Consider the following 25,561-nt stretch of genomic DNA (forward strand, 5'->3'; position numbering starts at 1 on the left):
GGGCAACGGCGCGCGCGGATCGTCCCCGATACTCCCGACCGCTAGACCGTCGCGGCCTGCTCCTGCCGGTAGATCGAGATCATCTCCTCGATCGCGGTACGGAAGGTGTACTCCGGGACGACCCCGAGTTCGCGCTGAGCGCGACTGCCGTCCAGTAGTGGGATGTCGGCCGACGATTCCGCCGCACCCATAGTCGCCAGGTCGAGGTGCGCGTCGGGCACGACCTGCCGGAAGGTCTCCAACGTCTCACCGACGGTGAGGATCTCGCTCACCGGCGCGTTGAAGATGACGTGTTCTGGGCGCGGGACCAGAACGCCGGCCACGAAGGTCCGTGCGATGTCCGCGGCGTACATCGGCTGCCACTTGGCCTCTCGCGGACCGAACATCGCCGGGAACACGGCCGGCTCGCCCAGCGCGACGCGGCGAACGGTATCGGCGATCAGACCGCTGCCGCTCCCCAGTCGGCCGACGCCGTACGACGTGACCGGCCGGATGCCCACGACGTCGAGGTCGTACTGGTCGCGGTAGGCCAAGCTGACCTGTTCGCAGGTGACCTTGCTCGCGCGGTAGACGGTGAACGGTCCCACCAGCTGGTCCTCGTCCAACAGGCCCGTCGCGCCGTACTCCTGGCTGCGGCCGTAGACCCCACTCGAACTGGCCCAGCACACGCGTTCGACGTCCAGGATGCGGGCGGCTTCGAACACGTTGGTGGTCCCGACGCAGTTGGCCATCACGACCTGCATCGGCACGATCGTGTCCGCGACGGCTCCGGCCAGGTGGACGATCCGCTCGACCTTGCCTCGCTTGAGTGTCGACAACAGCCCGACCAGGTCGGTGACATCGCCACGGACCAGTTCGACCTCGTCGGCGGCTGCTCCGAGGCGTCCCGGGTTGAGGAACAGATCCTGGGCGATGATGCTGTGACCGAGTTCGACCAGTTGCCGCGTCACCGGCGCGCCGATCAGGCCTGTCGCTCCGGTCACCAGGATTCTCGCCATGCCAGGTCCTTTCTCATTGCGCCGCAGCGATCGTGGCGGATCGCAGATCGGGCGCGGTGTGGACCGGACCCGACGATCACCGGACGGCCGGATTGTCGGACTGAAGTCGTCTCGGCAGCGTGGCTCGAGGCGTGGGCACGTTACACCCGCATGCGGTCAGGTGAAAGCAGCCAGCGCTGACACCCAACGAGGCTGTCGTGGTCTAGTTTGACTGTCAGGCAATGCATTGGCGAAGGGAAGCTCGTTGACCTCGATGGGCCGGTCTGCGATGCCGGTGGGCTGGCGGTGTCGATGAATCTTGAGTTTTCCGCCGGGACCTTGCCGGTGGATCGGGTGGCGTTGCTGTTGGTGGGCAGTTTCCTGGTCACTTTCGTCATCGTCCGGCTATGGGTCCGGATGCAACGTGACGGTCCCTCCTGGTGGCCGCGAAGCCTGTCCAGCGGTGGGACTCACGTCCATCACCTGGTACCTGGCATCTTCTTGTTGCTGCTGTCCGGCTTCCTGGTGTTCGCCCTCGCGCCAGGGTCGCCCTGGCTCGAACTGCTGGCTGTGGCGTTCGGCGCCGGGGCGGCGTTGACGTTGGACGAGTACGCGCTCTGGCTGCACCTGTCCGATGTCTACTGGAGTGACGAGGGGAGGCGATCGGTCGACGTCATCGTCGTTGCCTTCGCCGTCGGCGGACTCGTCGCGTTGGGCTACCGCCCGCTGGACCTGGACACCCTGCAGCTGGGCTGGTTGGCCGGCTGGTGGTGGGTTCCCCTGCTGGTCGTCGTCGGCAACACCGCGACCGTGGTCGGCTCCGCGCTCAAGGGCAAGTACTACTGCGCCGCGATAGGAATCATGATTCCTACCGTGGCCTTGATCGGAGCGCTCCGGCTGGCCCAGCCGTCGTCGTGGTGGGCCAGGCGCTGGTACCGCGACCGACCCGACAAGCTCGCCAGGGGCGGGCGCCGGGCGGCCATCTGGGGTGACCGCCGTACCCGCTGGTGGGACGCAATCGGCGGCCGCCACGGCGCCCCGGTCGACACCGCAGCCGGTACGGCGAGTACGGCGACAGACGCCGCGGCCGGTACGGCGACAGGTACGGCGAGCGACACCGACCGGCCGTGACACCGAGGTCCGGCCGGGGCGAGCCGGCGTGGCGTCAGCGGGCGCGAACCCGGTTGTTGCGTGGCTCGTGCGTCAGCTCAGCGAGTCCGAGTTCTTCCAGCAGCGGCGGCAGGTACATCCCGAAGCGGCCGCGGTACCCCTTGCGCAGGCCGTACCACCCGCCGATCGGGTTGTCCGGCGCGCGGCCCCACGCCTCTACGGTGCCGGGTGCTGGTTCCTTGTTCTCGTCAGCCGCGCCCAGCGCGATCCAGTCACTGGCGGCGACGAGCATCGCGTGCAGGTCGTCGATCGCCCGGGCGTCGTAGGACAACCAGGTCGAACCGACCTGGCAGCGCAACGTCGGCGGGTCGGTCGTGTCGTCACGGTGGATCGTGTACGACGACGTCCCGGGCGCGGTCGTCAGGTGCCACGGATCGTCGGCGGTGCCGCTACCGGTCATGGTGCCCTCCGTCGGGTGCAGCGGTGGCGAGGACTGCGGATGACGTTAGCGCGCCGCAGGCCGCCCGGCCGACCATCGGCGTGGTCCCACCGCGCGGGCCAGGCAGCCGCGCGGCCGAGGATCTCCTGGCCGACAGCAGGCCGAATCAGAAGGGAAACTCGTCGTCCTCGCTGCCGGGGATCCCGAGGATGGCTGCGGCCAGCCCGATCGCCGCTGGGTCGTCGACGGACTCCAGAATCTCGCCGGTGACCGGATCGACGTCCGGCGGCGTATCCGGGTCTGACCCGTCGCCCGGCGCTGCAACCGTGCCGCCGGTCTGCCTCGTCCCGGAGTCGCGGTCGGCGAAGGCGTCAGGGCACCAGCGAGCGACTTCGCAACTGGCACAAGCCGGTCCTGGCCGCGTGGCGAAGTCGTCGTCGTGGTGCCAGGCATGGATCGCCTGTGCCAGAGCCGCTCGCGCCGCTACCACGGTGGCCTCGTGCCTGGCGTCGTACCGCACGAGCCGGGACTCGACGGGGCTCAGCAGTTCCAGTTCCACGGTCGCGGCGCCCTCCCCGAGCGCGGCGTCCGCGTCCGTGCTGGCACCAGCACCGGGCCCGGTGCCAGCGCCCGGGTCTGCGACGGGGTAGGCCCCGGTGTCGCCGGCAGGGCCGGACTCGGTGACGGCTGCACCGACGGCGCCGTCGGCCAGGGCGCAGATGGCGATGGCGACCTGGGGGAAGGCAGCCAACAGGACATCGTCGGAGGCGGTGGGCAGGTGAGTCAGGGTCTTGGTCTCTCGCCACACCACGCCCGTGGGGGTCCGCAACTGCAAATCGGGACGCATGACGACGAGGACCTCGGCGTCGGTGTCATCGATGGCGAGGTCGGCTTCGGGCCGCACCGCGCCGACGTCGTGGAGCTGGAACGGGCAGATCGTCATGTGCTGCAGCAGGTAAGGGGCCACCTCGGTCAGTTCTGGCACCGACATGCCCGCCGCGTCGAGGAGGTCCGCGGCGGCAGGAGACTGCGGGTCGAGGTCGGCTGCGCAGCAGCCGGTGCCGCGCGAATGGGACTGTTCCAGCCACCGATGCGCCAGCAGGCCGCGGCGCATCGGTGCCGATTCGGTGCTGCGTTCGGCCGGGAGCTTCAGATCGGCGGTGAGCAGATAGCGCGCCGGACACACCGCGTAGGTGACCAGCCGGCTGGGGTTGAGTACCCGCGGCCGTCGGCCGTTGTCGGGCATCCCGAGCAGGCCTGGGTCGCGGTTCACCGCGCGGCATTGCGGCCGTGCCCGGCAGGTCCCGCATTTCCGCTGCGGCCGGGTGTCCCCACCGGCGATGAGCACCGGGACCAGCGGCAACCCGAGCGCTCGGTAGCGGTCGGTCGCCTCGGCCGGATCGCCCTCCCACAGCACCTCAACGCTGCCGTCGCCGAGTCCGACGTCGAGCAGGCGCACCAACTGGACGGGTCGTTCGGCGGGAGCGACCCGCACCGGGCCGCCGCGGTCCGTGCCGTCGATCACCCGGCGTCCGACCGCGGTAACGTACGCCGCGGCCGCGATCTGCTGTGCCGGACGAGGTTTGACGTCGCGGGCTGACCGCAGCCGGAGGAGCCGCAGCTCGCGGACCGTGCCGTCGGCAGCGGCGTACCCCAAGCCCCACGCCGTCACCTCGCGAATGTCGCCGTCGTTCGCCCACACCACGGCACGCGGCGCATCGGGGAGCAGGCCGGCCGATACGGCGGCCAGAGACTCGGCGAGGTCCAGATAGGTCTCGGTGGCGTGTTCGGCCCAGCGCTGCATCGCCGGATGGACCTCGAGTCGTACGTCGTCTCCAGCGACGGCCGCGGCGACGGCTCGATCGGCGATCGCCGACCACGGCTCGTCCGCAGCAGCCGGCACCCCGCCGGACTCGACCGATCGCACGGCAGCGACCACCAGGCCCAGCGGGAAGGACTCCCAGCGGGGTTGCCGCCGCGGTACCCATTCGGCCCGTCGCGGCCAGACCTGCGGATGCGCCTTGCCCGCGAGGTACTCCGCGCAGGAACCAGGACCGACCTCGCCGAGCAGGCTGGCGCTAACCCGGACATGGTCGAGGTTTCCGTCGTAATCCCACGGCGGAGTCCAGGCGTTCGCGGCCGCGTGATCGCGCGTCGACGGAGTCCCGGTCATCGGGCGTGGTCAGCCGCGGTCGCGGGATCCGCCTGTCGCGGTTCGGGTCGCGGACCCGACCGGCGTTGCAGCCCAGTGCCGGTCAGCAGGAGATCGGAATCGGCGGTTCCCGGTGCCGGGGCGCCGTGCCGTAGCACCGGGCACGCCCGGCGAAACGCGCACCGACGGCACAGCGGGCCACGCCGGGCCTCCCAGGTGTTGCGCTGCAGCGACTCAGCCGACGACGCGCGCATGGTGGACAGGGTCGCGACGGCGTCGTCGAGCACGGCCCGGTACACCGGGCGCCGCACGCGTGTCCCGACTGCGACGTAGAGCAGTTCCACCTCGTCGACCGGGTCGCCGGTGACCTCGAGTGCTGCCGCGGACAAATGCAGCTGCCGCAGTGCATCTCCCAGGTCGGCAGCCGCCGGCCGCTGGCCGGTCTTGTAGTCGGTCAGGCGGTCGACCTCGCCGCGGCTCCGGCGGTCCAGCCGGCCGGCGAACCTGACCCCGCCGACCTCGGTCGCCACAGCTGCCGCCAGATCCGTGGCGGCGACGGCAACGCGGGTGGGGTCCTCCACCTCGAAGAGCCCGTCCACGCTGGCCTTCGCCAGATCGGCGACGTCGGGATCGCGGGCGTATGGCGCGTTCTCCGGCGCGCTGAAGCACTCGGCGGCTTCGGCTCGCAGCAGGTCGTGCGCCCGCTGCCGGGTGCGGTCGGCCGGCGCTTCCCGGTACAGCGCCTCGAACGTGTCGTGCACGAGGCTGCCCGCGATCGTGGCCGGTGACGGCGGCTCGCGCCAGCGACCCACGGTGGCGAAGTAATACCGCAAAGGACAACTGAGGTACGTCGTCACCTGGCTGGGCGAGACGGCCGCCGGTAGCCCCTCGCCGCGGGTGGCCACCTCGACGGGGATGCCGGTCGTCGCGGGGCTGTCGCCGGCGGCACGCCGTCCGGTCGCGGCGGGACTGACTGCGGCGGCGGGCACGGCCCCACGCTACGGCCGACCGGCCCCACGTTATGGGCTGACCCGCACCGCCACCGAGAATCTGGTGGCACCGCCGAACGGCGGCCCTCAGGCGGTGTCGACCCCCGGCGCAGCGACGTGCGTCCGTAGCCGGTCGAGGCGGCTGGCGTCCGGCCAGCGAACGTCGGTGGCCCAGCCACAGCGTTCGAAGAGCTTGATCAGGGCCGCGCTGGGATCAGCTTGACCGGCGTCGACGCCGTGCCGAGCGCAACCGGGAAACGCATGGTGGGCGTTGTGCCAGCTGTCGCCCAGCGAGACCACGGACAGCAGGCGCAGATTGGTCGCGCGGTCGTGTCCTCGGGTGCGGAACGGCCGCCGTCCCACTACGTGACACAACGAGTTCACCGACCACGTGACGTGTTGCAGCAGCGCGATGCGGACCAGGCCACCCCACAGCAGGGCCGTCAGTGCCGAGCCGATCCCGTCACCGAACAACCACCCCAACCCGAAGGGCAGTGCCAGCGAGAGCACGGACAACGGCACGAACAGCCGAGAGATCGTCCGAATGTCCTTGTCCTTCAGCAGGTCAGGCGCATAGCGCTCACTGTCGGCCTGCTCGCCACGCAGCAACCAGCCGACATGGGCATGGAACAGGCCCCGAAGCGGGGCCAGGCCGCTACCGCCGTACTCGTACGGCGAGTGCGGATCGCCCGGTTGATCGGCAAGGGCGTGGTGGCGGCGGTGAAGGGCGACCCAGCCGATGAGCTCGCCTTGGAAGGCCATCGAACCGAGGATCGCAAGGCTGGCGCGTAGCGCCGGGCAGGCGGTGAAGGATCGATGGGTGAAGAGGCGGTGGAAGCCGACTGTCACCCCGAGGCCCGTCGCGACGTACAGGACTGCCGCGATGCCGAGGTCGAGCGGGTTCACCCACGAACCCCACGCGAACGCCACGGCGGCGGCCAAGCCGATCAACGGGACGAGGACGACCCCGAGCGTCACAGCCAGCGACACCCGCGACAGCGACTGCCTGGCCGGCGCCTTTGGCCGCGGCGCCAGATCGAACGGCACGTGGCCGTCGTACTCAGTCGGGCCGTCGTACTCAGTCGTGCCGTCGTACTCAGGCGAGCCGACGGGCTCCGTGGTCGTGAGAAGAGACGACGACAACAGCTTCCTCCATGCGCCGGGCAAGCAGCAGGAGGAGCCTGAGTGGCTGAGCGCGCTGAATGCGGATGACTCCAGTTTGTGCCACCGCGAGGGGACGGACAAATCGGCGGCTCGGTGGCCTCGTATCGCGCGGCGCGATCATCCCGTGTGGTTGATGCCGGAGGTCCATGCCGGTGCCATGATCATGCCCGACCATCCGGATACCGGGCGGCTGCCACGCGGGCTGGAAGCCCGATGAGAAAGGACGCGCGACATGAGTCTGCTCGCCGCTGAGTTCGGCACCGGCGAGGTGCTGTGGAGTTTCCTCTGGTTCGTCATGTTCTTCATCTGGATCTGGCTGCTCATCGTGGTGTTCAGCGACATCTTCCGGTCTGCTGACCTGGGCGGCTGGGCGAAGGGCATCTGGACCGTGGCGATCATCGTGTTGCCATACCTGGGCGTGCTGATCTACCTGATCGTCCGCGGCGGCAAAATGCACGAGCGCACGCTGGCGGCGTTGAAGGAGCAGGACGCGCAAGCCCGCGAGTACATCCAGAGCGTCGCCGGTTCCCGCAGCCCGGCCGAGGAGATCGCGCACCTCGCGGAATTGCGCAACTCCGGCGTGTTGTCGGACGCGGAGTTCGAGGCCGCGAAGGCGAAGGCGCTCGCCTGAGTGCAGACCTGTCAGGGGCGGGCGACGGCAGTCGTCCGCCCCTGGCGTGTCGAGCCGTGTCGTCATCGCGCTGCGCCCGCCGAATGCCTGGCATGAGATGACGGACATCGCGATCACCGGCGCCACCGGCCGGCTCGGCGGTGCCGTGGCGCGCCGGCTGGCAGCGGCCGGCGTGGCGCAACGACTGATCGTGCGTGACCCGGCTCGAGCGCCTCAGCTCCCCGGCGCGTCGATCGCTGCGGCGTCGTACGACGACCAGGTCGCAGCTCGTGCGGCGTTGCAGGGCGTGCGGGTGCTCTTCATGGTGTCTGCCGCGGAGTCGCCGGTTCGGGTCGCCGAGCACGCGGCCTTCATCGAGTCGGCGGCGGCCGTGGGAGTCGAGCACATCGTCTATACGTCGTTCGTCGGCGCTGCCGCCGATTCGGTGTTCACCCTCGGTCGTGACCACGCCGCGACCGAACAGCTGCTGCAGGCCATGTCCGTGGCCACGACGTTGCTGCGGGACAACCTCTATGCCGACTTCGTCCCGTTGCTGGCCGGCGAGGACGACGTCATCCGCGGCCCCGGTGGGGGCGGCCGGGTCGCGGTCGTCGCCATCGACGACATCGCCGACGTGGCCGCTGCGGTCCTGCTGAACCCCGGTGCACACCGGGGCGCGACGTACGAGCTGACCGGTCCGCAATCGCTCACCCTCGACGAGCTGGCTGCTGCCCTCGCGGTGACCTCGGGGCGGTCCTTCCGGTATCAGCCCGAGACGGTGGCCGAGGCCTACGCCTCGCGTGCCCACTACGGTGCGCCGCAGTACCTGCTCGATGCCTGGGTCTCGACCTACACCGCCATCGCCGCCGGCGAGTTCGCTGCGGTCCACGACGACGTCGAGCGGCTGACCGGTCACCCTGCGACGCCGCTGGCGGCGGTCCTGGGACGGGTTCGGCGACCCTGAGGGCGGCGTGGCCACCCGAGTTCTACGGTGGGGCCATGTGCCGAAGCATCAAGACGTTGCGTCCGCCGTTCGTCGAGGCCGCCACCGCCGAAGAGGCGCATGCCGCCGCCTTGCAGTACGTCCGGAAGATCAGCGGCTTCCGGGCGCCGAGCCGGGCCAACGCCGAAGCGTTCGAGCAGGCGGTGGCGGCAGTGACCGAGGCGACCGTCGAGTTGCTCGCCGGCCTCGACATCCGTGGCAGTTCCGGCCGCGCGCCGGCAACAGCATCCTCGGTCTCCTGACCGGTTGAACTCAGCTCAGCGATTCCAGCGGTGTCCCGGGATCGGCCAGCGCGACCGGGTCGACAACAGCGCGGCTGCGGATGAGCGCCTTGATCTGATCGGTCACGTCCCAGACATTGACGTTCATACCGGCCGCGACACGCCCGCCGCTGGTCCAGAAGGCAACGAACTCCCGAGCGTCCAGGTCACCGCGAATGATCACGTCGTCGTACTCGCCGGGCATCGCGTAACCGGTGTACTCCATGCCGAGATCGAACTGATCGGTATAGAAATACGGCAGCCGGTCGTAGGAGACGTCCTGGCCGAGCATGGCCCGGGCGGCGGCCTGCGGCTGGTGGAGCGCATTCGCCCAGTGCTCCACGCGGATTCGCCTGCCGAGCAACGGATGGAAGGCTGCCGCAACGTCGCCCGCGGCGTAGATCCGGGGGTCTGAGGTCTGCAACGACGCGTCGGTGGTCACTCCGTCGGCCACGTCCAGCCCTGCCCCGGCGGCGAGTTCCACTCGCGGGCTGATACCGACGCCGACCACGACGAGTTGCGCGGCGACCGAGGTCCCGTCGCTGAGCTCTACGCCGGTGACGTGGCCGGCAGCAGTGGTGAACCGGCTGACCCCGGTGCGCAACCGCAGATCGACGCCGTTGTCGCGATGGAGGGCGGCGAAGACCGCCGCAATCTGCGGTCCCAGGATGCGCACGAGCGGCAGGTCGGCCGTCTCGACGATCGTGACCGTGCACCCGGCGGCGCGCGCTGCCGCGGCGACCTCCAGGCCGATCCAGCCGGCACCGACGACGACGACGTCACTGGCGGTGGCGATCGCCTCGCGTAACTGGTCGCTGTCCGGCAGCGTCCGCAGCGTCCGGATGCCGCTGGCCGTCGAGCCCGGGACGTCCAACGTTCGTGGTTGTGACCCGGTGGCCAGTAGCAGCCGGTGGTAGGCGAGCCGCTCGCCGGTGCTCAGCTGGACCTCGGAAACGGTGCGGTCCACCGCGACCACCGTCGTGGCGACGCGCAGGTCCACGGCGTGCGACTCGTACCACGACGCCTCGTGGACGTAGACGGATTCGCGGTCGACGCGCCCGGCCAGATAGTCCTTCGACAGGGCGGGCCGCTCATACGGGCGCTCCGGCTCGGCGCCGATGAGGACCACGTCGGAGTCGTCGCCCTCGGCCCGCAGCGTCTCGGCCGCCTTCGAGCCGGCCAAACCCGCTCCCACGATCACGATCGGTGCGTTCATCGGTCCTCCTCGCGAGTCGGCCGGAAGTGACGTTACGACCATCCGCGGCGCAGCGCCCCGGCGCTGCGAGTGATGGTCCGCCGCCGAGGGTCGAGGCGCCTTGGCGCGTTCGATGGCCTCAGGGTCCGGTCATAGCTGGTGCACAGCCGGTCGCCCTAACGTCGACGATCCGGGGTCGGACTCGATCGGAGGACACGCCATGGCGAAGCTACCCGCCCAGTCACCGCAGCCGCGGCCACCCGCGGCGCATCGCGCATCCGCACTGGTACCACAGCAGGATCAGGGTGAACTCGACGAGCACGATGGCGGCCTAGCGGCGGACCTGCCGGTCCTGCTCGATCGCCGACGTGCCCTGTCGTTGTTGGGGTTGACCGGGATCGGTGCCCTGGCCGCCTGCAGTACGACGGCCCTGCCGAGCGGCACGACACCACAATCCGTCAGCGGCAGCGCGTCGGCATCCGACGGAAACTCGACCGTCGGCGCGACCGCGACGCCGGGGACGTCTGTTGCGGCCTCTTCGACGCGGATCCCGGAAGAGACGGCGGGGCCGTTCCCTGCAGATGGGTCCAACGGCGTCGATGTGTTGGGGGACAGCGGGATCATCCGCCGCGACATTCGCAGCAGTTTCGGTACGTCGACGACCACGGCGGCAGGTGTGCCCCTGACGGTGACCCTGCGGGTGATGTCGGTCGCCGCGGGGGCCACGCCGCTGGTCGGCGCGGCGGTGTATCTGTGGCACTGCGATCGCGAAGGCCGGTACTCGATGTACAGCCCCGGCGTGACACAGGAGAACTACCTTCGAGGTGTTCAGCCGACCGCGGCCGACGGGACGGTCACCTTCCAGACGATCTTCCCTGCGGCGTACTCGGGCCGCTGGCCGCATCTCCACTTCGAGATCTATCCGAGCATCGCCCAGGCCACGGCGGCCAGTGACAAACTCCGGACCTCACAGCTGGCGCTGCCGGCCGAGGTCTGCGAGGCCGTGTACGCCTCACCGGGATACGAGGCGAGTGCGCAGAACCTGCGACGGACGTCGTTGGCCACCGACACGGTCTTCCGGGATGGCTGGTCGCTGCAGCTGGCGACGGTGACCGGCGACGTCGGCTCGGGATACGCCGCCACGCTGCCGGTCCCGGTATGAGCCGCATGCCGTCACGGTCCGACAGGATGGGCGGCATGACCATCGTCAAAATCAATGTGATCACGGTCCCCGCCGACAGTGGCGACGAACTTGCCCGGCGGTTTGCGGCCCGGGCCGGAGCGGTCGACGACCAGGACGGCTTCGAGGGCTTCGAGCTCCTGCAGCCCACGGACGAGCGCACGACCTGGCTGGTGGTGACCCGCTGGCGCGACGAAGCGGCGTTCCAGGCCTGGGTGGCCTCGCCGGCCTTCGGCCACGGCCACCGGTCGGAGGGCAGTGGCCCGTCGGAAGGCAGTGGCCGGTCGGACGGCAGTCACCGGGCGGAGGGCAGTGGCGGCCCAGCGGACAGCGGGGGGCCGGAGGGCAGTGGCCACGAGCAGGGCGGCAGCGGCTCGTCGGAGGCACCCGCCCGGCCGTCGGTCGCGGTGAGCAGCGAACTGTGGTCGTTCGCCATCGCGGGCGGCTCGGCCGGTCGTGCGGCCGGCTGAGGGTGCCGGATCGGCCCCGTGGTCTCGCGCCGGGCAGGATGACCGCATGAGCCAGCCAGACCCGCCTGCCCGGCCGACGGCCGACACGGCATCTCCGCAACCGCCCGACGACGGTTCGACACCCGGCACCGACGACGACGTGCGTCGCAAGTACCGCGAGGCGCTGGCCCGCAAGAAGGGCAAGCAGTCCTCCGGGACGGGCGGTCAGACCGGTGCGGGAAAGGCGTCGGCCGCGACATCGAACGCGGCCACACAGCGGATGTTCCGCCGCAAGTCAGGCGGCTGACCGCCGTCAGGTGCCCTGCGGCTTTGCCGGACGCCGGGCGCTGGTGGGGTGCAGTACGTCGCCGCGAGCCAGCATGTCGACGAACGTGGTGATGCGGCGCGCTCGGGTTTCCGGGCGCTTGGCAGCCATGAGTCGGTACAGGATGGCGTACCGGTTGGCCTTGTCGAGTTCGTCGAAGGCCTGCCGGGCTTCCGGCACCGCAGCCAGCGCCGCGGCGAGATCGTCGGGCACCGTGGCCGTGCGGGAGCCGGCGTACGCCGCGTCCCACCGGCCGTCCGCCTTCGCCGCGTCCACCGCGACGATGCCGGCGGGGCGCATCCGCCCGGCCGCTGCCAGCGCGACGGCCCGCTCCCGGTTGATGGCCGACCACGGGCTGCGGGCGCGACGGCGGCTGAAGCGCTGCACCGAATAGCCGCCCGTCGACGCCGCCTTCTGGCTGTCGATCCAGCCGAAGCACAAGGCAACCTCGACCGCCTCGACGTAGCCCACGGTCGCCGGCGTCACCCCCTTGCGGGCCAGTCGCAGCCAGACCGGGCCGGACGTCTCGTGGTGCCGTTCCAGCCACGCCTCCCAGTCGTCGCCGGTGTGGAACGTGAGGACCGGCTCGTCGGCGCTGACCATGCGGTCAGTGTGCCGCGACGATCCGACGGCCGGGGTGCACCACAATCGCCGGATGCCCGTGCTGTCGACCTCTCCTCGCGTGGAGTCCGGGCCGCCCGGGCCGTCCGGTTCTGGACGCGGCAGCCGCTGGCTGACAGCGGCCGAGCGCAGCCGGCGCCGCGAGCTGCGCCGGATGAAGGCTATGGCGACCGGGCTGCTGCTGGCGGTCGCCGCGGTCTACCTGGTCGCGCGCGTCGCTGAGGCACGCGGCGGACCGGCCTGGACCGGGTACCTGCGCGCTGCTACCGAGGCAGGCATGGTCGGCGCGTTGGCGGACTGGTTCGCCGTGACCGCGTTGTTCCGGCATCCGTTCGGGTTGCCGATCCCGCACACCGCGATCATTCCCACGAAGAAGGACCAGCTGGCGGCCAGCCTCGGCACGTTCGTCGGCGAGAACTTCCTGTCCGAAGAGGTGGTCCGGCTCCGCCTGGCCAATCTCGACCTGGCCTCGCGGGTCGGCGACTGGTTGTGTCAGCCGCAGAACGTGGAGCGGGTCGGCCGCGAGGGCGCGGCGATGGTTCGCGGACTGCTCGGCGTGCTGAGCGACGAGGAAGTGCGGACATCGTTGGAGGCCAGCCTCTCTCGCTATCTCGCCCGGGTCCACGTCGGACCGCCGCTGGGCAGGCTGCTGGAGCAGGTCGTCGTCGACGGGGCGCACCACGAGCTGGTCGACCTGGCCGCCGGGGAGTTCCATCGATGGGTGGCGGCCAACCGTGACCTCGTCGTCTCGTTGGTGTCCGGCCAGGCACCGTCGTGGTCGCCCCGTTTCGTCGGCGACCTCGTCGGTACCCGCATCCATACCGAGCTGCTGCGCATCAGCAGCGAGCTCGCCGCCGACCGGGACCACCCACTCCGGCAGGCGCTGGATCGCTTCCTGTCGGAGTTCTCCGGCGCACTCCAACACGACCCGCCGACCATTGCCCGAGCGGACGAGGTCGCGGCAAACCTGTTGCGGCACGTGCGAGTACGAGGTGTCCTGGCCGAGGCGGCCGCCACCGCCCGGATCGCCCTGCTGGACGCCGTCGAGGACCCGAGCAGCCCGTTGCGGCGCCGGGCCGACGAGTCCCTGGCCCGCCTCGGGCACACGCTGCAGGAGGATCCGCAGGTCCGCGCGAAACTCGATCGCTGGGCCGCGGACGCGGTCGTCCACGTCACCACGACGTACCGCGACGAGATCACCACGACGATCACCGAGACCGTCGCACGGTGGGACGCCCAGGAGGCATCCCGGCGAATCGAACTGCAGGTCGGGCGGGACCTGCAGTTCATCCGGATCAACGGCACTGTCGTCGGTGCGCTCGCCGGGCTGGCGATCTACACGGTGACCGAACTCCTCCTGTGAGCGGCGGCGCCGGGCACCGGGCACCTCGTCGTTCGGTTTGACAGGGCTGTCGGCGGCTGGTGCGGTGAGGGGCATGGCGGACAGCAGCGCAGGACTTCACGAGGATCCGGCGGTCCTGTCCGCCGACCTCGTCGACCGGCATCGGGCGATCGTCTCGATCATGGAAGAACTCGAGGCCGTCGATTGGTACGACCAGCGTGCGGCGGCCTGCGGCGACGCCGAACTCGCCGCGATCCTCGGCCACAACCGGGACGAGGAGAAGGAGCACGCCGTCATGACCCTGGAGTGGCTGCGTCGACGGGATCCGGTGTTGGACAGGCAATTGCGGACGTACCTGTTCACCGAGGCGGCCGTGCTCGAGGTCGAGGAAGGCGCGACGTCGGACGGCGATGCGCCTGCCACGTCGAGCAATCGCGCCGCGGGCCCGGCGACCGGGTCGCTCGGGATCGGTGGACTGAAGAGCGCGGACAGCGAGGGCGTCGGCGTATGACGCACGGTGAGCACCTGCTGCGCGGTCACGCGCCGATCACCGCTGCCGGTTGGTCGGCCATCGACGACGAGGCGCGGGCTCGGCTGGTCCCCCGACTTGCGGTACGCAGGCTCGTCGACTTCGCCGGCCCCCACGGCTGGACGTTCTCCTCGGTCGGCCTCGGTCAGGTCCGATCGCTGCCCGCGGCGCAGGACGGGGTGCGGGCAGCGGTCCGGGTCGTCGCGCCCGCCGTCGAACTCCGCGTCGCATTCTCGGTACGCCGGGCCACCCTCGACGACATCGACCGCGGCGCGAACGCGCCCGATCTCGAGGAGATCGACGTCGCTGCCGAACGTATGGCGCTCGCCGAGAACCGCGCCGTGCTGCTCGGCTGGGCCGAGGCCGGCGTGACCGGGATCGTCCGGGCCTCGAGCCAGCCGCCGGTCTCGCTCGGCGCCAGTCCACAGGAGTACCCGGTAGCGGTGGCGACGGCGGTGAACCAGTTGCAGGACAGCGGGATCGGCGGCCCTTACGCGCTGGCCGTGGACCCGGCCGGCTACACCTCGATCACCGAGAGCACCGAGAGCGGTGGCTACCTGCTGGACAAGCACCTTGAGCGGATTCTCGGCGGTCCGGTGGTTCGTACGCCCGGCCTGACCGGGGGTGTGGTGCTGAGCCAGCGCGGCGGCGACTTTCGTTTCGACAGCGGACAGGACCTGTCCGTGGGCTACTCCGGCCACGACGTCGACGCCGTCCAGCTCTACCTGGAGCAGTCGTTCGCGTTCCGCGTCACCGAACCTGCCGCGGCCGTCGCCCTGGTCTAGCCCGTTGCTGCGCCGTCGTCGCGAGCGCTTGTTCAGTCGATGCGAACCAGGCCGTGGCTGGTCTGGAAGACCACGGCGGACAGCCCGGTGCTGCCACCGTCCTCCCCGGTTGTCCACGTCACGTCGATGTCCTCCAGTGGGTGGTCGGCTGGTTCGCCCAGCCACCGCGCCAACGTGACGGGGTCACCGGCGATCTGCAGACCGTGGATCGCGATGGCGTCGGAGGCAGTCGCCGAGGGGTGCAGGGCGGGTTCGACCTCCCAGTGGGTGAAGAAGGGCAGCTGCGGATCGTCCAGCACGTCGAGAATGCCGATCTGGTGCCACCGCAGCTCGACGCCGTCGGGTCGCACCCGGTTGCCCGGCACTGCGGCGCGGCCCAGCCGCTGCTCGTACGGCGCCAGGTCCGGCACGGCCACGACCCAGCCCAGCCAGCCCCCACCGAGCCCGCAGCGCCGTCGTACTGCCTGACCGAATGGCGCCTTGTCCGCCGCTGGATGCTCCAGTGCCGCCACGACCTCCAGGTAGGTCCCGGCCGCCAGCGGAAGGATGAAGTTGCGGGTGCCGAAGCGCGGATGCCGCCCCCCGTCGGTGAACGTGCCACCCAGCGCCGAGCCGAGCCGCTGGACGACGTCGCCGATTTCCTCGTTCGTACAGGCATAGGAGACGTGGTCGAGGCGCATGGCCGGCATCCAACACTGTCGGCATGGCGGGGCCGGACACCGCCCCGCCGACGGCCGGCCGACGGGCGCGTGCCGCGCGACGCCGGGGGGCCACAGGTGGGAGGGTGACCGGCGTGACCGACGAGACGGCTCCGGCACCGGCGACCGCCAGCGGCGGCCGGACGGGGCTCAACCGGCGCAAGACGGTGATCCAGGGCGTGATCGGCCTGGTCTTCCTGGTCTTCGTGTTCGCGTTCCTGCTGCCCAAGCTCGGCAACTACGGCGACGCGTGGGACTCGATCAAGACCATGGGTCTGGTGTCCGTTGCCGGGCTGGCCGTCGCGATGGTGGTGTATCTGCTGGTCTATCCGCTGCCGTTCGTCGCGGCCGCCCCCGGCCTGCGATACCGCGACGCCTTCGTCGTCGGGGAAACCTCGTTCATGCTCAGCAACGCGGTGCCGGCGGGCGCCGCGGTGAGCGTCGGGATGCAGTACGCCATGCTCGGGTCGTTCGGGTTGCCCGCTGCGCGCGCGGCCGCCGTGGTCGCGGTCAACAGCGTGTGGAGCGTCTTCATCACGCTGGGGGTCCCCATCCTCGGGCTGGCCGCCCTGGCCGCCAGCGGTCGAGCCAACTCCACGAACGTCATCACTGCCTTGCTCGGGCTGCTCGTGCTCGCCGTCGCGATCGTGCTGTTCGCGCTGATCCTGGCCAAAGAGACTGTGGCACGGCGAGTTGGCGCGCTAGCCGACCGCCTCGCCGGCCGCCTGATCAGCCGGTTCCGGCACGGTCGCTCGCTGGATCTCACCGGCGCCATCCTCAATTTCCGCGTCGGCATCCTCGACACGGTCAAGCGCCGCTGGGCGGCGATCACCGTGACGAATCTCCTGGTGTCCTTGTCGCAGTTCGCGATTCTGTTCCTGGCGCTGCGCGCGGTCGAAGGCGACGCACCGTCCTCGGTGACCTTCCTGGAGACCTTCGGCGCCTGGGCGATCGCGCAGATCGGGATCATGATCCCGATCACGCCAGGAGGGCTAGGGACCGTCGACGCCACCCTGGCCGCGTTGCTGACGTCGTTCGGTGCCAGCCCTGCCGATGCCCTGGCCGCCACGATCGTCTGGCGCGCAGTGTCCTTCGTTCCACTGGCGTTGACCGGCGTCGCCACCCTGATCACCTGGCAGGTACGCCGCGGGCACGCGGCGCTGGCCAGCGACCGGGCGCCGGGAGTCGCGCCCGGATCCGGCGAGATCTGACCGGGCAGCGCGCCACGCCGGCGTCGAGGAGCGAGGTCCCAGAGGTTGCCATTCGCCTCGTCGTTCACGGTGCGGCGTGTCCGTCACGACGCGGTGGCTTGCCGCCTCTAAGCTGTGCGAGCCCGGTCGCGCGGGGGAGGGGAAGCCTTCGTGCGGCCGGGCCTCTGCATGTCAGGTGCGGTCCGCTGGCCCGCGGCAGGACGGGAGCCCCGGCTCCCACTGCGGCAAGTTGACTCTGCGGCGCGACTCCTTGACACTGTGACGACTTCGAAGGGGAGTACCCCCTCGCGGCACATCGTCAGTACGGCGCTCGCGCGCCCGGTGTGACCGGTCGGACCTCGGTCCGGCGGCGGGAGACCTTCGGCCGAGCAGGCTGCTGCCTGCCCCGACCGAAGGGCACGCCGTGACAGTTCGTTCCGCTACCTCGCTCGTCTCTCCTCTCGCCCTGACCGGCCGAGCACTCGTCGTTCCGGCTGTCGGCTCTGCCGCTGGCTACCCCGTGGCGCGCCACACCGTCAGGTGTGCTGCGACGGCAGATGTTCACCTGACGCTGACGTGTTTCTTGGCCGGATCACAGCCTCCAAAGGAACAGTGATGACCACCAGCCCGTCGACGGATCAGCCCGCACCGAAGCGGCCCGCACCGAAGCAGAAGGAGAGCGTCATGACCAACGCCACCACACTCGCACCTGCTGGGCGGTTGCCGGCGGGTCCCGTTCTCACCGCCGACGGCCGGCGCCTGCTCGAGGAGCGGGTCCGTCACCTGCGTGAAGAGGTGCTCGGCCGGCTGCGTCCCCTGCTCGTCGAATGGGAACGCGACGAGCGCGATGTGGCCGAGTTCGAAAGGACCCAGGCTGAGCTCGACCGCCTCGAAGGCGTGCTTGCGGAGGCGGGGAAGGTCGGTCGCGACGGCGACGCCTTCGACGGCCGGATCGGTCTCGGGTCGCTCGTCCGGGTCGAGATGCCCGACGGCGAGGTCGCCCAGGTCCGGTTGGTGCATCCGATCGAGGCGTTCCTCGACGACGAGCGCATTTCCGTGACGTCTCCGCTGGCGCGCGCCCTGCTGGATGCGCGATCGGGTCACACCGTCTGGGTGGAAGCGCCGACCGGCCCGTGGCCGTGCAAGGTCGTCGCGGTCGACCCGGACGGTGCTGCTGCGGCCGCCTGACCTCGCCGGTCCGCCGGGCTTCCGGCGATGCTTGCTATCCCCAAGCGGCTCAGTATGTTTCGAACGTCCCCAGGGGCGGCGCCGACCACGGCGCCGCCCCTGGTCTATGAGGACGCTGTCGGGCATGACCGCACCTCGGCGAGATCCTGACCGGACATCCGACGTCACACCGCAGGTCGCCACAGGCGGCGCCGTGGTCCAGCTCGATTCGCCAGGCGGCATCGCCGCGGTGATCCCGCACCTGCTGGGGTTCACGCCGCACCGGAGCCTGGTCCTCGTGCTGCTGGCCGGTGTCGCTGGACGGTTACGGGCGACGATGCGGATCGACCTACCGGCTCCTGCCCTGCTGGGTGCCGATGCGACGCGGCTCGCGGCGGCACTGCTCGAGCAGTGCCGGCACGCCCAGGTCGCCGCCGTGGTCGCCGTACTGCATCCGGCGGGACCACCCGTGCCGGACCGTGCCACCGAACACCGGGACCTGCTCGCCGCCTTGCGGTCGGCCTTCGAGGCGAGCGGTGCGCAGTGGCGAGACCCCTTGGTCGTCCACGACGGACGGTGGTGGCTCCTTGACGCCGGCGGCGGCGTGGTGGGCGCGTCGGCCGGGTGCGCGATCGACGCTGACCCGCAGGCGTGGCGCGCCAGGGCAGCCTTCGTGCTGCGGGGGTCGGCCGTCCTTGCCAGCCGTGACGACGTCGTGGCGCAGGTTCGCCCCGGGCCTGGCAGCGATGCAGTAGCGGCGGCGCTGCGCACGCTCCTGCCGTCCGCCGGCGGGGGAGTGCTCGCTTCGCCGGATGCGGGCGACGGGACACCGGCTCGTGCGGCGGACGAGGCGAGGCGACTGGCCGCCGAGTGGATCTACGGCTTGCTCAGCGAGCCCGACGTCGTCGCCGGCATATCCGGCGGCGCGGCTGAACTGCCGGCTGACGACGTCGCCGTCGTCCTGGTCTGGTTGCGGGACACCGGCGTCCGAGACCTGGTGCTGGTCCGGCTGGTGTCCCACGGGCAGGCCGATCCGGGTGTCTGGCACCGCGCTGCCGCGGTCGTTCTCGACGTCCTCCGACGGGCTCCGAGCGGCCAGGTCGCCCCGGTCGCCGCCGTTGCCGCGGGGATCGCCTGGCTGCTCGGTGACGGGGTTCTGGCCCGCGCTGCGATCGACCGCGCGATAGCAGACGAGCCTGGCTACTCGTTGGCCCGGCTGATCGATCGCCTGCTGTGCGCGGGCGTCCCCCCGGACGGCTGGCGATCGTTCATGGCCGGTCTCAGCGAGCAGGACTGCCTCGGCGCCTCCTGATGCGCTATCGTACTCGCCCTACCCGAATAGTGTTAATCGCTCAACCTCACACCACCAGGTACCAACCGCGGGGCGGACGTCTCGCGTCGAAGCGCATCGTGACCGAGCGGAATCTCCGCGCCAACCCGGGAGTACCCATGAGTCAGGCATGGTCGTTCGAGACCAAACAGATCCACTCCGGCCAGATCCCCGATTCGGCGACGGGCGCGCGAGCCCTGCCGATCTACCAGACGACCTCGTACGCGTTCAACGACACGTCGCATGCGGCGAATCTCTTCGCGCTCAAGGAACTGGGCAACATCTACACCAGGATCATGAATCCCACCCAGGCTGTGGTCGAGGACCGCATTGCCGCGCTGGAAGGCGGTGTCGCTGGTCTGCTGGTCGCCAGTGGGCAGGCTGCCGAGACCCTGGCCATCCTCAACGTCGCCGAGGCCGGCGATCACATCGTCAGCAGTCCGAGCTTGTACGGCGGCACCTACAACCTGTTCCACTACACGCTGCCGAAGCTCGGCATCCAGGTGTCCTTCGTCGACGATCCCGATGATCTGGACTCGTGGCGCGCTGCGGTGACGCCGAGGACGAAGGCGTTCTTCGGCGAGAGTATCGCCAACCCGCGCAACGACATCCTCGACATCGAAGGGGTCGCTTCGGTCGCGCACGAGGCGGGCGTCCCGCTCATCGTGGACAACACGGTCGCGACGCCGTACCTGATCCGCCCGCTCGAATGGGGAGCGGACGTCGTCGTGCACTCGGCGACGAAGTACCTGGGCGGCCACGGGACCGCGATCGCCGGCGTCATCGTGGACGGTGGGTCGTTCGACTACGCTCGCTACCCGGACCGATTCCCCGGCTACAACACACCGGATCCGAGCTACCACGGCTTGGTCTATGCCCGCGATCTGGGCGTCGGATCGGCATTCGGCGCCAATCTCTCCTTCATCCTCAAGGCGCGGGTGCAGCTGCTGCGCGACCTGGGAGCGGCCGTGGCGCCGTTCAATGCGTGGCTCATCGCGCAGGGACTGGAGACGCTGAGCCTGCGCGTCGAACGACACGTCGCGAACGCTCAGACGGTGGCCAGTTGGCTCGACGGCAGGCACGAGGTCCTGTCCGTCAACTATGCCGGCCTGCCGGCCAGTCCCTGGTATGCGTTGGCGCAGAAGTACTCCCCGCGCGGTCCGGGCGCGGTCCTGGCGTTCGAGATCGCCGGCGGCATCGATGCGGGGCGGCAGTTCGTCGAGGCGCTCACCCTGCACAGCCACGTCGCCAATATCGGAGATGTGCGGAGCCTGGTGATCCACCCGGCGTCGACGACACACTCGCAACTGTCGCCGGCCGAGCAGCTCACCGCGGGTGTGACACCGGGCCTCGTCCGGCTGGCCGTCGGCATCGAACACATCGATGACATCCTGGCCGACCTCGATGCCGGGTTCCGGGCGGCGAAGCAGGGCTGAGTCGTATGCCGCAGGCCTCGAACTGCCCGCCGCAGGAGGATCAGCGTCTTCCGCCTGCGACGGGAGCCTGGCAGGAGACGGACCCGGTCGGGGACCGGCGTTTCGCCGAACTCGGTTCGCTGGATCTCGAACTCGGCGGGCGGATTCCCGCCGTACGGGTCGCGTACGAACTGCTCGGCACCGTCAACGACAGCGCAGACAACGTCGTCGTCGTGCTGCACGCGTTGACCGGCGACGCTCATGTCGCCGGTCAGCCGGGGCCGGGCCACCCGACTCCCGGGTGGTGGGACCAGATCGTCGGTCCCGGGCGGGCGCTGGATACCGACCGCTGGGCGGTCCTGTGCGCCAACGTCCTCGGCGGGTGCCAGGGCACCACTGGACCGTCGTCGAGAGCACCGGACGGCCGGCCTTGGGGATCGCGGTGGCCGCGCACGACCATCCGGGACCAGGTCGCCGTCGAACTCGCCCTCCTCGATCACCTGGGTGTCCAGCGGGCGACTGCCGTCATCGGCGGATCGATGGGCGGGATGCGCGCGCTGGAGTGGGCGGTCGGTGCTCCCCACCGCGTGGGCGCCGCGCTGGTGCTGGCGGTCGGTGCTGCCGCGACCACCGACCAGATCGCCACCCAGTCCGTGCAACTGCGAGCCATCCTCGGAGATCCCGGCTGGGCGGGCGGTGACTACCACCTGGCGCGACCCGGCGACGGGCCCCATGCCGGGCTCGGACTCGCCCGCCGGATCGCCCAGCTGACGTATCGCACCGACACCGAACTCGAGGCGCGATTCGGTCGAGCCGCACAGCCCGGCGAGGACCCTCTCGGGCCGTCGGTGGCGGGGTCGAGCGCGGGGTCCGGTCGGTTCGCGGTGCAGTCGTACCTCGATCACCAGGCCGACACGCTGATCCGTCGCTTCGACGCCGGCAGCTACGTCGCCCTGACCGACGCGATGTCGACGCACGACATCGGGCGGGGCCGCGGCGGAGTGCCTGCCGCGCTGCGCGCCGTGCAGCTGCCGCTGGTGGTGGCCGGCATCGATTCCGACCGGTTGTATCCGTTACGCCTGCAGGCGGAGATCGCCGCGCTGGTGCCGACCGCCGAAGAGTTGCGCGTCATCGCTTCGCCGCACGGGCATGACGCGTTCCTGCTGGAGAGCGTGCAGGTGGGCAAGCTGGTCGAGGAGACGTTGGCCCGGTCCGTCGGCTGACGATTGCCCTTCGCGCACAGCCGACCACGCAGCGCCAGGGTTATCCCCAGGTCGGCCCAACCTGGTTCCGCTGGCCTGGACGCCGACATACCTTCCGGCTCATGAGGATCCCGCCACGGGGGGCGGGCGCGGTCGCCGGGCTCGTTGCCCTGATCGCCACGCTGTCCCTCGCACCAACGCCATCCACTGCCGCCGTCCTGGCGCCGGCCACCACTGCCGCCGTCGCGGCGCCGGCCACCAGCGCCGTCGTCGCGTCGCCGGTCTTGGCTGCCGGCCCCGCTGCGCCACCGGACGCCGGTGCCCGCGACCCGGCGGTGACCGGCGACGACGAGCACGACGCCTTCGTCGGCACCGGCGGGCTGCTGCTGCCCGGTTCCGACTCGGCCGGGGCCGACGCCCGCTCGCAGCTGGCCACGTGCCGAGACTGCGTGTGGCATGTCCGGCCGCTGTGCCGTGCCGGGCTGGATGCCGGGTCCTGCCGAGGCGGACAACCACGGTGCAATGACGAGGGCGGCCTGTTCATGACCGTCTGGCTCGCCCGGCCGGGCGAAGCCGCTCACTTCGTCACCTTCGCGTGTCTCGGGCCGGATCGGCCACGCACCGTGGACGACGTCGCGACAGATCTGCGTGACCGGATCGCCCGCGGCCTACCGCCGCTCCAGCCCGCGATCGCGCCGGCTGCCGGGCCGGTCACCGGCCTGCCGACGCTGCTGTCAGCCGGGCAGTCGGCCGAGCCCCCACAGCTGCACTACGTCCTGGGCGGCTACGAGGTCACGGCCCGGCCGGTGGCTCGCTGGGCGTGGGACTTCGGCGACGGCTCCCGGGCGGCGACCTCGTCGCCGGGTTCCCTCGATCCCGCCGTACTGCATCGCGGCGCGGCCGGTGCAGTGGTCCACACCTATCGGCAGTCGGGCGGCGTCTCGATCGGCGTCACGGCCCGCTGGTCGGCGACCTTCACCATCGGCGAGCTCGGTCCGTTCGCCGTCGTCGACCCTGTGCTGCAGCAAGCCACCCTCGCCTCGACGGTGCGGCAGGCTCGCGCGGTCCTGGTGTTGGGACCGTCCGGGAGCGCAGGAGGCGCCCGTTGAGCGGCCAATCCGTCGGGTCGTCGTGGAAGGATCCGGCCATGGTCTTCCAGATCACCAACGATCCGGCTGCCGACGCCGTCCTCGACGAGTACCCGCTCGCCGTCGTGATCGGCATGCAACTGGATCAGCAGTATCCGATCGAGCACGCCTTCCGAGGCGGCTGGAAGATCCTGTCCCGGTTCGGTTCGCTCGAACCGGCCGACATCGCCGAGGCCGACTCCGAGACGTTCACCGCGCTGTGCCGTACGCCGCCGGCCATCCACCGCTATCCGGCGGCGAAGGCGGCCAAGGTGCAGGACCTCGCGCGCCTCGTTGTGTCGCAGTACGACGGTGAGGTCACCCGGATCTGGACCGAGGCGTCGTCCGGGACGCAGTTGCTGACCCGGCTGAAGGCGTTGCCCGGCTTCGGCGAGCAGACCGCGAAGATCTTCGTCGCGCTGCTGGGCAAGCAACTGGGCGTACGGCCGACCGGGTGGAAGGCGGCCGCCGGTGATTACGGCCTGCCGGGGTATCGGTCGGTCGCCGACGTCACTGGTCCGGCGGCACTGGCCAAGGTGCGGGAGTTCAAGCAGGCGGCGAAGGCGGCGGCTCGCGCGGGTTCCAGCTGAGGGATCGCCATTGTGGCCGAGGATTCGTCGTATCCCGCCGCTGCGGCCGGCTACCGCACTGAGGTCCGAGCGCCCCTTGGGGTGGTGGGCAGGGGTGGGAATGGTCCTGCCATGTCACAATGTTGCAGCCGGTGCGTCCTCGCCCGGCGCCGCGCCCGTCCAGGTCACCACGGTGGCTTGACACGGGCCCTCGTTATTGGTCCAGCTCGAGAGGTGCTCCGTGTCACCGACCCGAACCTCGTCTGCTCGTGCTGTCGCCACCGCCGTCGCCGACCCAGCGCCGGCGGCCGACGAGAAGGCTCCCGAGACCGGCGTCTCCCGGTCCACCCGCAAGCGGAAGGCGGCGAGCACTCCGGTGCCGACCACAGCGACCCCCACAGCCCCGACGACGAGCGCCAAGGAGCCGACCAAGAGCCCGTCTCGCCGCCGGCAGACCGGTGACGCCGCCGTCGAGCAGATCGAGGTCGTGAAGGCCCCCCCGGCCAGGAAGAAGAGCGCAGCGGCCAAGGCCACCGAGGTCGACGCTGCCGCTGCGGCGCCGGACGCCGAGCCGACGGTGGTCGTCGAAGGCGGCGAGGTAATCGACCTCGAGGTCGAGGCGGAGATCGAGGCGGAACTCGAAACCGAGCTCGCGGTGGATCTCGCCGTGGTCGAGTCCGAAGAGAAGGTGGAGGGCGACCAGAAGCCGGAGACGGAATCGGAAGCCTTCACGATCTCCGATGTCGACGACACCGACGAGCCCATTCAGCAGGTGACGCAGGCCGGTGCGACCGCCGACCCGGTCAAGGACTATCTCAAGCAGATCGGCAAGGTCCCACTGCTCAACGCCGAGCAGGAGGTCGAGCTGGCTAAGCGGATCGAAGCGGGCCTGTTCGCCGAGGAGCGGTTGAACTCCGGCGCCAAGCTCGATCCCACGCTGCGTGGCGACCTCGAGTGGATCGCCGAGGACGGTCGTCGCGCCAAGAACCATCTGCTGGAGGCGAACCTTCGTCTGGTCGTGTCGCTGGCCAAGCGCTACACCGGACGCGGAATGCTGTTCTTGGACCTCATCCAGGAAGGCAACCTGGGCCTGATCCGGGCGGTCGAGAAGTTCGACTACACCAAGGGCTACAAGTTCTCGACGTACGCGACCTGGTGGATCAGGCAGGCCATCACGCGGGCCATGGCCGACCAGGCCCGCACCATCCGGATTCCGGTCCACATGGTCGAGGTCATCAACAAGCTCGCCCGAGTTCAGCGGCAGATGCTGCAGGACCTCGGTCGCGAGCCCACTCCTGAAGAACTCGCCAAAGAACTCGACATGACCCCGGAGAAGGTCGTCGAGGTGCAGAAGTACGGCCGAGAGCCGATCTCGCTGCACACCCCGCTTGGCGAGGACGGCGACAGTGAGTTCGGGGATCTGATCGAGGACTCCGAAGCGATCGTGCCGTCCGACGCGGTCTCCTTCACGCTGCTGCAGGAGCAGCTCGACTCCGTGCTGGACACGCTGAGTGAACGCGAGGCCGGCGTGGTGAAGATGCGCTTCGGGCTCACCGACGGGCAGCCGAAGACGCTCGACGAGATCGGCAAGGTGTACGGCGTCACCCGCGAGCGGATCCGGCAGATCGAATCGAAGACCATGTCGAAGCTGCGGCACCCCTCCCGCTCGCAGGTCCTGCGCGACTACCTGGACTGACGACTCGGCCCGGACTGACAACTCGGACCCTCCCGTC

Annotated in this window: 27 protein-coding genes; 19 read left to right on the forward strand and 8 right to left on the reverse strand. The window is 70.4% G+C overall.

Annotation, left to right across the window (positions count from 1 at the left end):
• Positions 1 to 41: 41 nt before the first annotated feature.
• Positions 42 to 998: an NAD(P)-dependent oxidoreductase gene (locus tag EPO13_06000; protein ID TAK69437.1), complete on the reverse strand. Its 957-nt coding sequence runs from the start codon at positions 996 to 998 to the stop codon at positions 42 to 44.
• A 291-nt stretch (positions 999 to 1,289) separates the two neighbouring features.
• On the opposite strand from EPO13_06000, the gene EPO13_06005 reads away from it, so the two are divergent.
• On the forward strand, positions 1,290 to 2,108 hold the full coding sequence (locus EPO13_06005) for a hypothetical protein (protein TAK69438.1): 819 nt from the start codon (positions 1,290 to 1,292) through the stop codon (positions 2,106 to 2,108).
• 34 nt (positions 2,109 to 2,142) lie between these two features.
• Here EPO13_06005 and EPO13_06010 read toward each other — a convergent pair whose 3' ends face one another.
• From EPO13_06010 to EPO13_06025, 4 genes are all read right to left on the reverse strand, one after another.
• Positions 2,143 to 2,547 (reverse strand): hypothetical protein, encoded by a 405-nt coding sequence (locus EPO13_06010; protein TAK69439.1) that lies wholly within the window; start codon positions 2,545 to 2,547, stop codon positions 2,143 to 2,145.
• A 145-nt stretch (positions 2,548 to 2,692) separates the two neighbouring features.
• Positions 2,693 to 4,699, reverse strand: a complete 2,007-nt coding sequence (locus tag EPO13_06015; GenBank protein ID TAK69440.1) for a hypothetical protein — start codon at positions 4,697 to 4,699, stop codon at positions 2,693 to 2,695.
• A complete protein-coding gene (locus EPO13_06020) occupies positions 4,696 to 5,667 on the reverse strand; it encodes a PD-(D/E)XK nuclease family protein (GenBank protein ID TAK69441.1) in 972 nt (323 codons plus the stop codon). Before EPO13_06020 ends, EPO13_06015 begins: the two co-directional genes overlap by 4 nt.
• Before the next feature lie 87 nt (positions 5,668 to 5,754).
• Positions 5,755 to 6,645, reverse strand: a complete 891-nt coding sequence (locus tag EPO13_06025) for an acyl-CoA desaturase (GenBank protein ID TAK69742.1) — start codon at positions 6,643 to 6,645, stop codon at positions 5,755 to 5,757.
• Positions 6,646 to 6,790: 145 nt separating this feature from the next.
• Between EPO13_06025 and EPO13_06030 the strand changes: the two genes are divergently transcribed.
• The 4 genes from EPO13_06030 (at position 6,791) to EPO13_06045 (ending at position 8,686) form a co-directional block, all read left to right on the forward strand.
• Positions 6,791 to 7,048 (forward strand): hypothetical protein, encoded by a 258-nt coding sequence (locus EPO13_06030; protein ID TAK69442.1) that lies wholly within the window; start codon positions 6,791 to 6,793, stop codon positions 7,046 to 7,048.
• Positions 7,049 to 7,063: 15 nt separating this feature from the next.
• Positions 7,064 to 7,462 (forward strand): SHOCT domain-containing protein, encoded by a 399-nt coding sequence (locus EPO13_06035; GenBank protein TAK69443.1) that lies wholly within the window; start codon positions 7,064 to 7,066, stop codon positions 7,460 to 7,462.
• A gap of 97 nt (positions 7,463 to 7,559) precedes the next feature.
• Positions 7,560 to 8,405: an SDR family oxidoreductase gene (locus EPO13_06040; protein TAK69743.1), complete on the forward strand. Its 846-nt coding sequence runs from the start codon at positions 7,560 to 7,562 to the stop codon at positions 8,403 to 8,405.
• Positions 8,406 to 8,440: 35 nt separating this feature from the next.
• Complete coding sequence (locus EPO13_06045; protein ID TAK69444.1) at positions 8,441 to 8,686, forward strand: DUF2277 domain-containing protein; 246 nt, start codon at positions 8,441 to 8,443, stop codon at positions 8,684 to 8,686.
• Positions 8,687 to 8,696: 10 nt separating this feature from the next.
• Here EPO13_06045 and EPO13_06050 read toward each other — a convergent pair whose 3' ends face one another.
• Positions 8,697 to 9,920: an NAD(P)/FAD-dependent oxidoreductase gene (locus EPO13_06050; protein TAK69445.1), complete on the reverse strand. Its 1,224-nt coding sequence runs from the start codon at positions 9,918 to 9,920 to the stop codon at positions 8,697 to 8,699.
• Positions 9,921 to 10,119: 199 nt separating this feature from the next.
• Here EPO13_06050 and EPO13_06055 point away from each other — a divergent pair, with 199 nt between their 5' ends.
• Genes EPO13_06055 through EPO13_06065 form a run of 3 tightly spaced genes read left to right on the forward strand, consistent with a single transcriptional unit; the run spans position 10,120 to position 11,835 of the window.
• The gene (locus tag EPO13_06055) at positions 10,120 to 11,061 is read left to right on the forward strand and encodes a hypothetical protein (GenBank protein ID TAK69446.1); all 942 of its coding nucleotides are present in this window, start codon (positions 10,120 to 10,122) and stop codon (positions 11,059 to 11,061) included.
• 35 nt (positions 11,062 to 11,096) lie between these two features.
• Complete coding sequence (locus EPO13_06060; GenBank protein TAK69447.1) at positions 11,097 to 11,549, forward strand: antibiotic biosynthesis monooxygenase; 453 nt, start codon at positions 11,097 to 11,099, stop codon at positions 11,547 to 11,549.
• Positions 11,550 to 11,595: 46 nt separating this feature from the next.
• Positions 11,596 to 11,835 carry a hypothetical protein gene (locus tag EPO13_06065; protein TAK69448.1) on the forward strand — a complete coding sequence of 80 codons (240 nt, stop codon included), beginning with the start codon at positions 11,596 to 11,598 and terminating at the stop codon, positions 11,833 to 11,835.
• A gap of 6 nt (positions 11,836 to 11,841) precedes the next feature.
• On the opposite strand, the gene EPO13_06070 is transcribed toward EPO13_06065, so the two are convergent.
• On the reverse strand, positions 11,842 to 12,456 hold the full coding sequence (locus tag EPO13_06070) for a bacteriocin-protection protein (GenBank protein ID TAK69449.1): 615 nt from the start codon (positions 12,454 to 12,456) through the stop codon (positions 11,842 to 11,844).
• A gap of 52 nt (positions 12,457 to 12,508) precedes the next feature.
• Between EPO13_06070 and EPO13_06075 the strand changes: the two genes are divergently transcribed.
• The 3 genes from EPO13_06075 (at position 12,509) to EPO13_06085 (ending at position 15,130) form a co-directional block, all read left to right on the forward strand.
• Positions 12,509 to 13,837, forward strand: coding sequence for a DUF445 family protein (locus EPO13_06075; GenBank protein ID TAK69450.1), 1,329 nt, complete (start codon positions 12,509 to 12,511; stop codon positions 13,835 to 13,837).
• A gap of 73 nt (positions 13,838 to 13,910) precedes the next feature.
• Positions 13,911 to 14,327 (forward strand): ferritin, encoded by a 417-nt coding sequence (locus EPO13_06080; GenBank protein TAK69451.1) that lies wholly within the window; start codon positions 13,911 to 13,913, stop codon positions 14,325 to 14,327.
• Positions 14,324 to 15,130, forward strand: a complete 807-nt coding sequence (locus EPO13_06085; protein TAK69452.1) for a bacteriocin — start codon at positions 14,324 to 14,326, stop codon at positions 15,128 to 15,130. Before EPO13_06080 ends, EPO13_06085 begins: the two co-directional genes overlap by 4 nt.
• Positions 15,131 to 15,162: 32 nt before the next feature.
• Here the strand turns inward: EPO13_06085 and EPO13_06090 are convergent, their stop codons facing one another.
• Positions 15,163 to 15,810: a VOC family protein gene (locus tag EPO13_06090; GenBank protein TAK69453.1), complete on the reverse strand. Its 648-nt coding sequence runs from the start codon at positions 15,808 to 15,810 to the stop codon at positions 15,163 to 15,165.
• 23 nt (positions 15,811 to 15,833) lie between these two features.
• Between EPO13_06090 and EPO13_06095 the strand changes: the two genes are divergently transcribed.
• The 8 genes from EPO13_06095 to EPO13_06130 all read left to right on the forward strand — a co-directional run bounded on the left by EPO13_06095 (position 15,834) and on the right by EPO13_06130 (position 25,524).
• Positions 15,834 to 17,039, forward strand: coding sequence for a flippase-like domain-containing protein (locus EPO13_06095; protein ID TAK69454.1), 1,206 nt, complete (start codon positions 15,834 to 15,836; stop codon positions 17,037 to 17,039).
• 594 nt (positions 17,040 to 17,633) lie between these two features.
• Positions 17,634 to 18,206 carry a hypothetical protein gene (locus tag EPO13_06100; GenBank protein TAK69455.1) on the forward strand — a complete coding sequence of 191 codons (573 nt, stop codon included), beginning with the start codon at positions 17,634 to 17,636 and terminating at the stop codon, positions 18,204 to 18,206.
• On the forward strand, positions 18,106 to 19,497 hold the full coding sequence (locus tag EPO13_06105; GenBank protein TAK69456.1) for a DUF4192 domain-containing protein: 1,392 nt from the start codon (positions 18,106 to 18,108) through the stop codon (positions 19,495 to 19,497). Before EPO13_06100 ends, EPO13_06105 begins: the two co-directional genes overlap by 101 nt.
• 137 nt (positions 19,498 to 19,634) lie before the next feature.
• A complete protein-coding gene (locus EPO13_06110) occupies positions 19,635 to 20,951 on the forward strand; it encodes a bifunctional o-acetylhomoserine/o-acetylserine sulfhydrylase (GenBank protein ID TAK69457.1) in 1,317 nt (438 codons plus the stop codon).
• A 5-nt stretch (positions 20,952 to 20,956) separates the two neighbouring features.
• Complete coding sequence (locus tag EPO13_06115) at positions 20,957 to 22,153, forward strand: homoserine O-acetyltransferase (GenBank protein TAK69458.1); 1,197 nt, start codon at positions 20,957 to 20,959, stop codon at positions 22,151 to 22,153.
• A gap of 101 nt (positions 22,154 to 22,254) precedes the next feature.
• Positions 22,255 to 23,241 carry a hypothetical protein gene (locus EPO13_06120; protein ID TAK69459.1) on the forward strand — a complete coding sequence of 329 codons (987 nt, stop codon included), beginning with the start codon at positions 22,255 to 22,257 and terminating at the stop codon, positions 23,239 to 23,241.
• Between the two features lie 38 nt (positions 23,242 to 23,279).
• Positions 23,280 to 23,849 (forward strand): Fe-S cluster assembly protein HesB, encoded by a 570-nt coding sequence (locus EPO13_06125; protein ID TAK69744.1) that lies wholly within the window; start codon positions 23,280 to 23,282, stop codon positions 23,847 to 23,849.
• A 220-nt stretch (positions 23,850 to 24,069) separates the two neighbouring features.
• Positions 24,070 to 25,524 (forward strand): RNA polymerase sigma factor, encoded by a 1,455-nt coding sequence (locus tag EPO13_06130; protein TAK69460.1) that lies wholly within the window; start codon positions 24,070 to 24,072, stop codon positions 25,522 to 25,524.
• Positions 25,525 to 25,561 lie beyond the last annotated feature (37 nt).

Source organism: Actinomycetota bacterium (genome assembly GCA_004297305.1).
In the GTDB taxonomy this organism is placed as follows: Bacteria; Actinomycetota; Actinomycetes; order S36-B12; family FW305-bin1; genus FW305-bin1.

Bases quoted from the DNA above. Each gene is read 5' to 3' on its own strand.
- EPO13_06040 (TAK69743.1), top strand. From the start codon at position 7,560: ATGACGGACATCGCGATCACCGGCGCCACCGGCCGGCTCGGCGGTGCC.
- EPO13_06045 (TAK69444.1), top strand. From the start codon at position 8,441: ATGTGCCGAAGCATCAAGACGTTGCGTCCGCCGTTCGTCGAGGCCGCC.
- EPO13_06125 (TAK69744.1), top strand. From the start codon at position 23,280: ATGGTCTTCCAGATCACCAACGATCCGGCTGCCGACGCCGTCCTCGAC.
- EPO13_06065 (TAK69448.1), top strand. From the start codon at position 11,596: ATGAGCCAGCCAGACCCGCCTGCCCGGCCGACGGCCGACACGGCATCT.
- EPO13_06095 (TAK69454.1), top strand. From the start codon at position 15,834: ATGGCGGGGCCGGACACCGCCCCGCCGACGGCCGGCCGACGGGCGCGT.
- EPO13_06050 (TAK69445.1), bottom strand. From the start codon at position 9,920: ATGAACGCACCGATCGTGATCGTGGGAGCGGGTTTGGCCGGCTCGAAG.
- EPO13_06035 (TAK69443.1), top strand. From the start codon at position 7,064: ATGAGTCTGCTCGCCGCTGAGTTCGGCACCGGCGAGGTGCTGTGGAGT.
- EPO13_06075 (TAK69450.1), top strand. From the start codon at position 12,509: ATGCCCGTGCTGTCGACCTCTCCTCGCGTGGAGTCCGGGCCGCCCGGG.
- EPO13_06110 (TAK69457.1), top strand. From the start codon at position 19,635: ATGAGTCAGGCATGGTCGTTCGAGACCAAACAGATCCACTCCGGCCAG.
- EPO13_06060 (TAK69447.1), top strand. From the start codon at position 11,097: ATGACCATCGTCAAAATCAATGTGATCACGGTCCCCGCCGACAGTGGC.
- EPO13_06005 (TAK69438.1), top strand. From the start codon at position 1,290: ATGAATCTTGAGTTTTCCGCCGGGACCTTGCCGGTGGATCGGGTGGCG.
- EPO13_06055 (TAK69446.1), top strand. From the start codon at position 10,120: ATGGCGAAGCTACCCGCCCAGTCACCGCAGCCGCGGCCACCCGCGGCG.
- EPO13_06100 (TAK69455.1), top strand. From the start codon at position 17,634: ATGACCACCAGCCCGTCGACGGATCAGCCCGCACCGAAGCGGCCCGCA.
- EPO13_06085 (TAK69452.1), top strand. From the start codon at position 14,324: ATGACGCACGGTGAGCACCTGCTGCGCGGTCACGCGCCGATCACCGCT.
- EPO13_06080 (TAK69451.1), top strand. From the start codon at position 13,911: ATGGCGGACAGCAGCGCAGGACTTCACGAGGATCCGGCGGTCCTGTCC.
- EPO13_06070 (TAK69449.1), bottom strand. From the start codon at position 12,456: ATGGTCAGCGCCGACGAGCCGGTCCTCACGTTCCACACCGGCGACGAC.
- EPO13_06000 (TAK69437.1), bottom strand. From the start codon at position 998: ATGGCGAGAATCCTGGTGACCGGAGCGACAGGCCTGATCGGCGCGCCG.
- EPO13_06090 (TAK69453.1), bottom strand. From the start codon at position 15,810: ATGCGCCTCGACCACGTCTCCTATGCCTGTACGAACGAGGAAATCGGC.
- EPO13_06120 (TAK69459.1), top strand. From the start codon at position 22,255: ATGAGGATCCCGCCACGGGGGGCGGGCGCGGTCGCCGGGCTCGTTGCC.
- EPO13_06010 (TAK69439.1), bottom strand. From the start codon at position 2,547: ATGACCGGTAGCGGCACCGCCGACGATCCGTGGCACCTGACGACCGCG.
- EPO13_06015 (TAK69440.1), bottom strand. From the start codon at position 4,699: ATGACCGGGACTCCGTCGACGCGCGATCACGCGGCCGCGAACGCCTGG.
- EPO13_06105 (TAK69456.1), top strand. From the start codon at position 18,106: ATGCGCGATCGGGTCACACCGTCTGGGTGGAAGCGCCGACCGGCCCGT.
- EPO13_06115 (TAK69458.1), top strand. From the start codon at position 20,957: ATGCCGCAGGCCTCGAACTGCCCGCCGCAGGAGGATCAGCGTCTTCCG.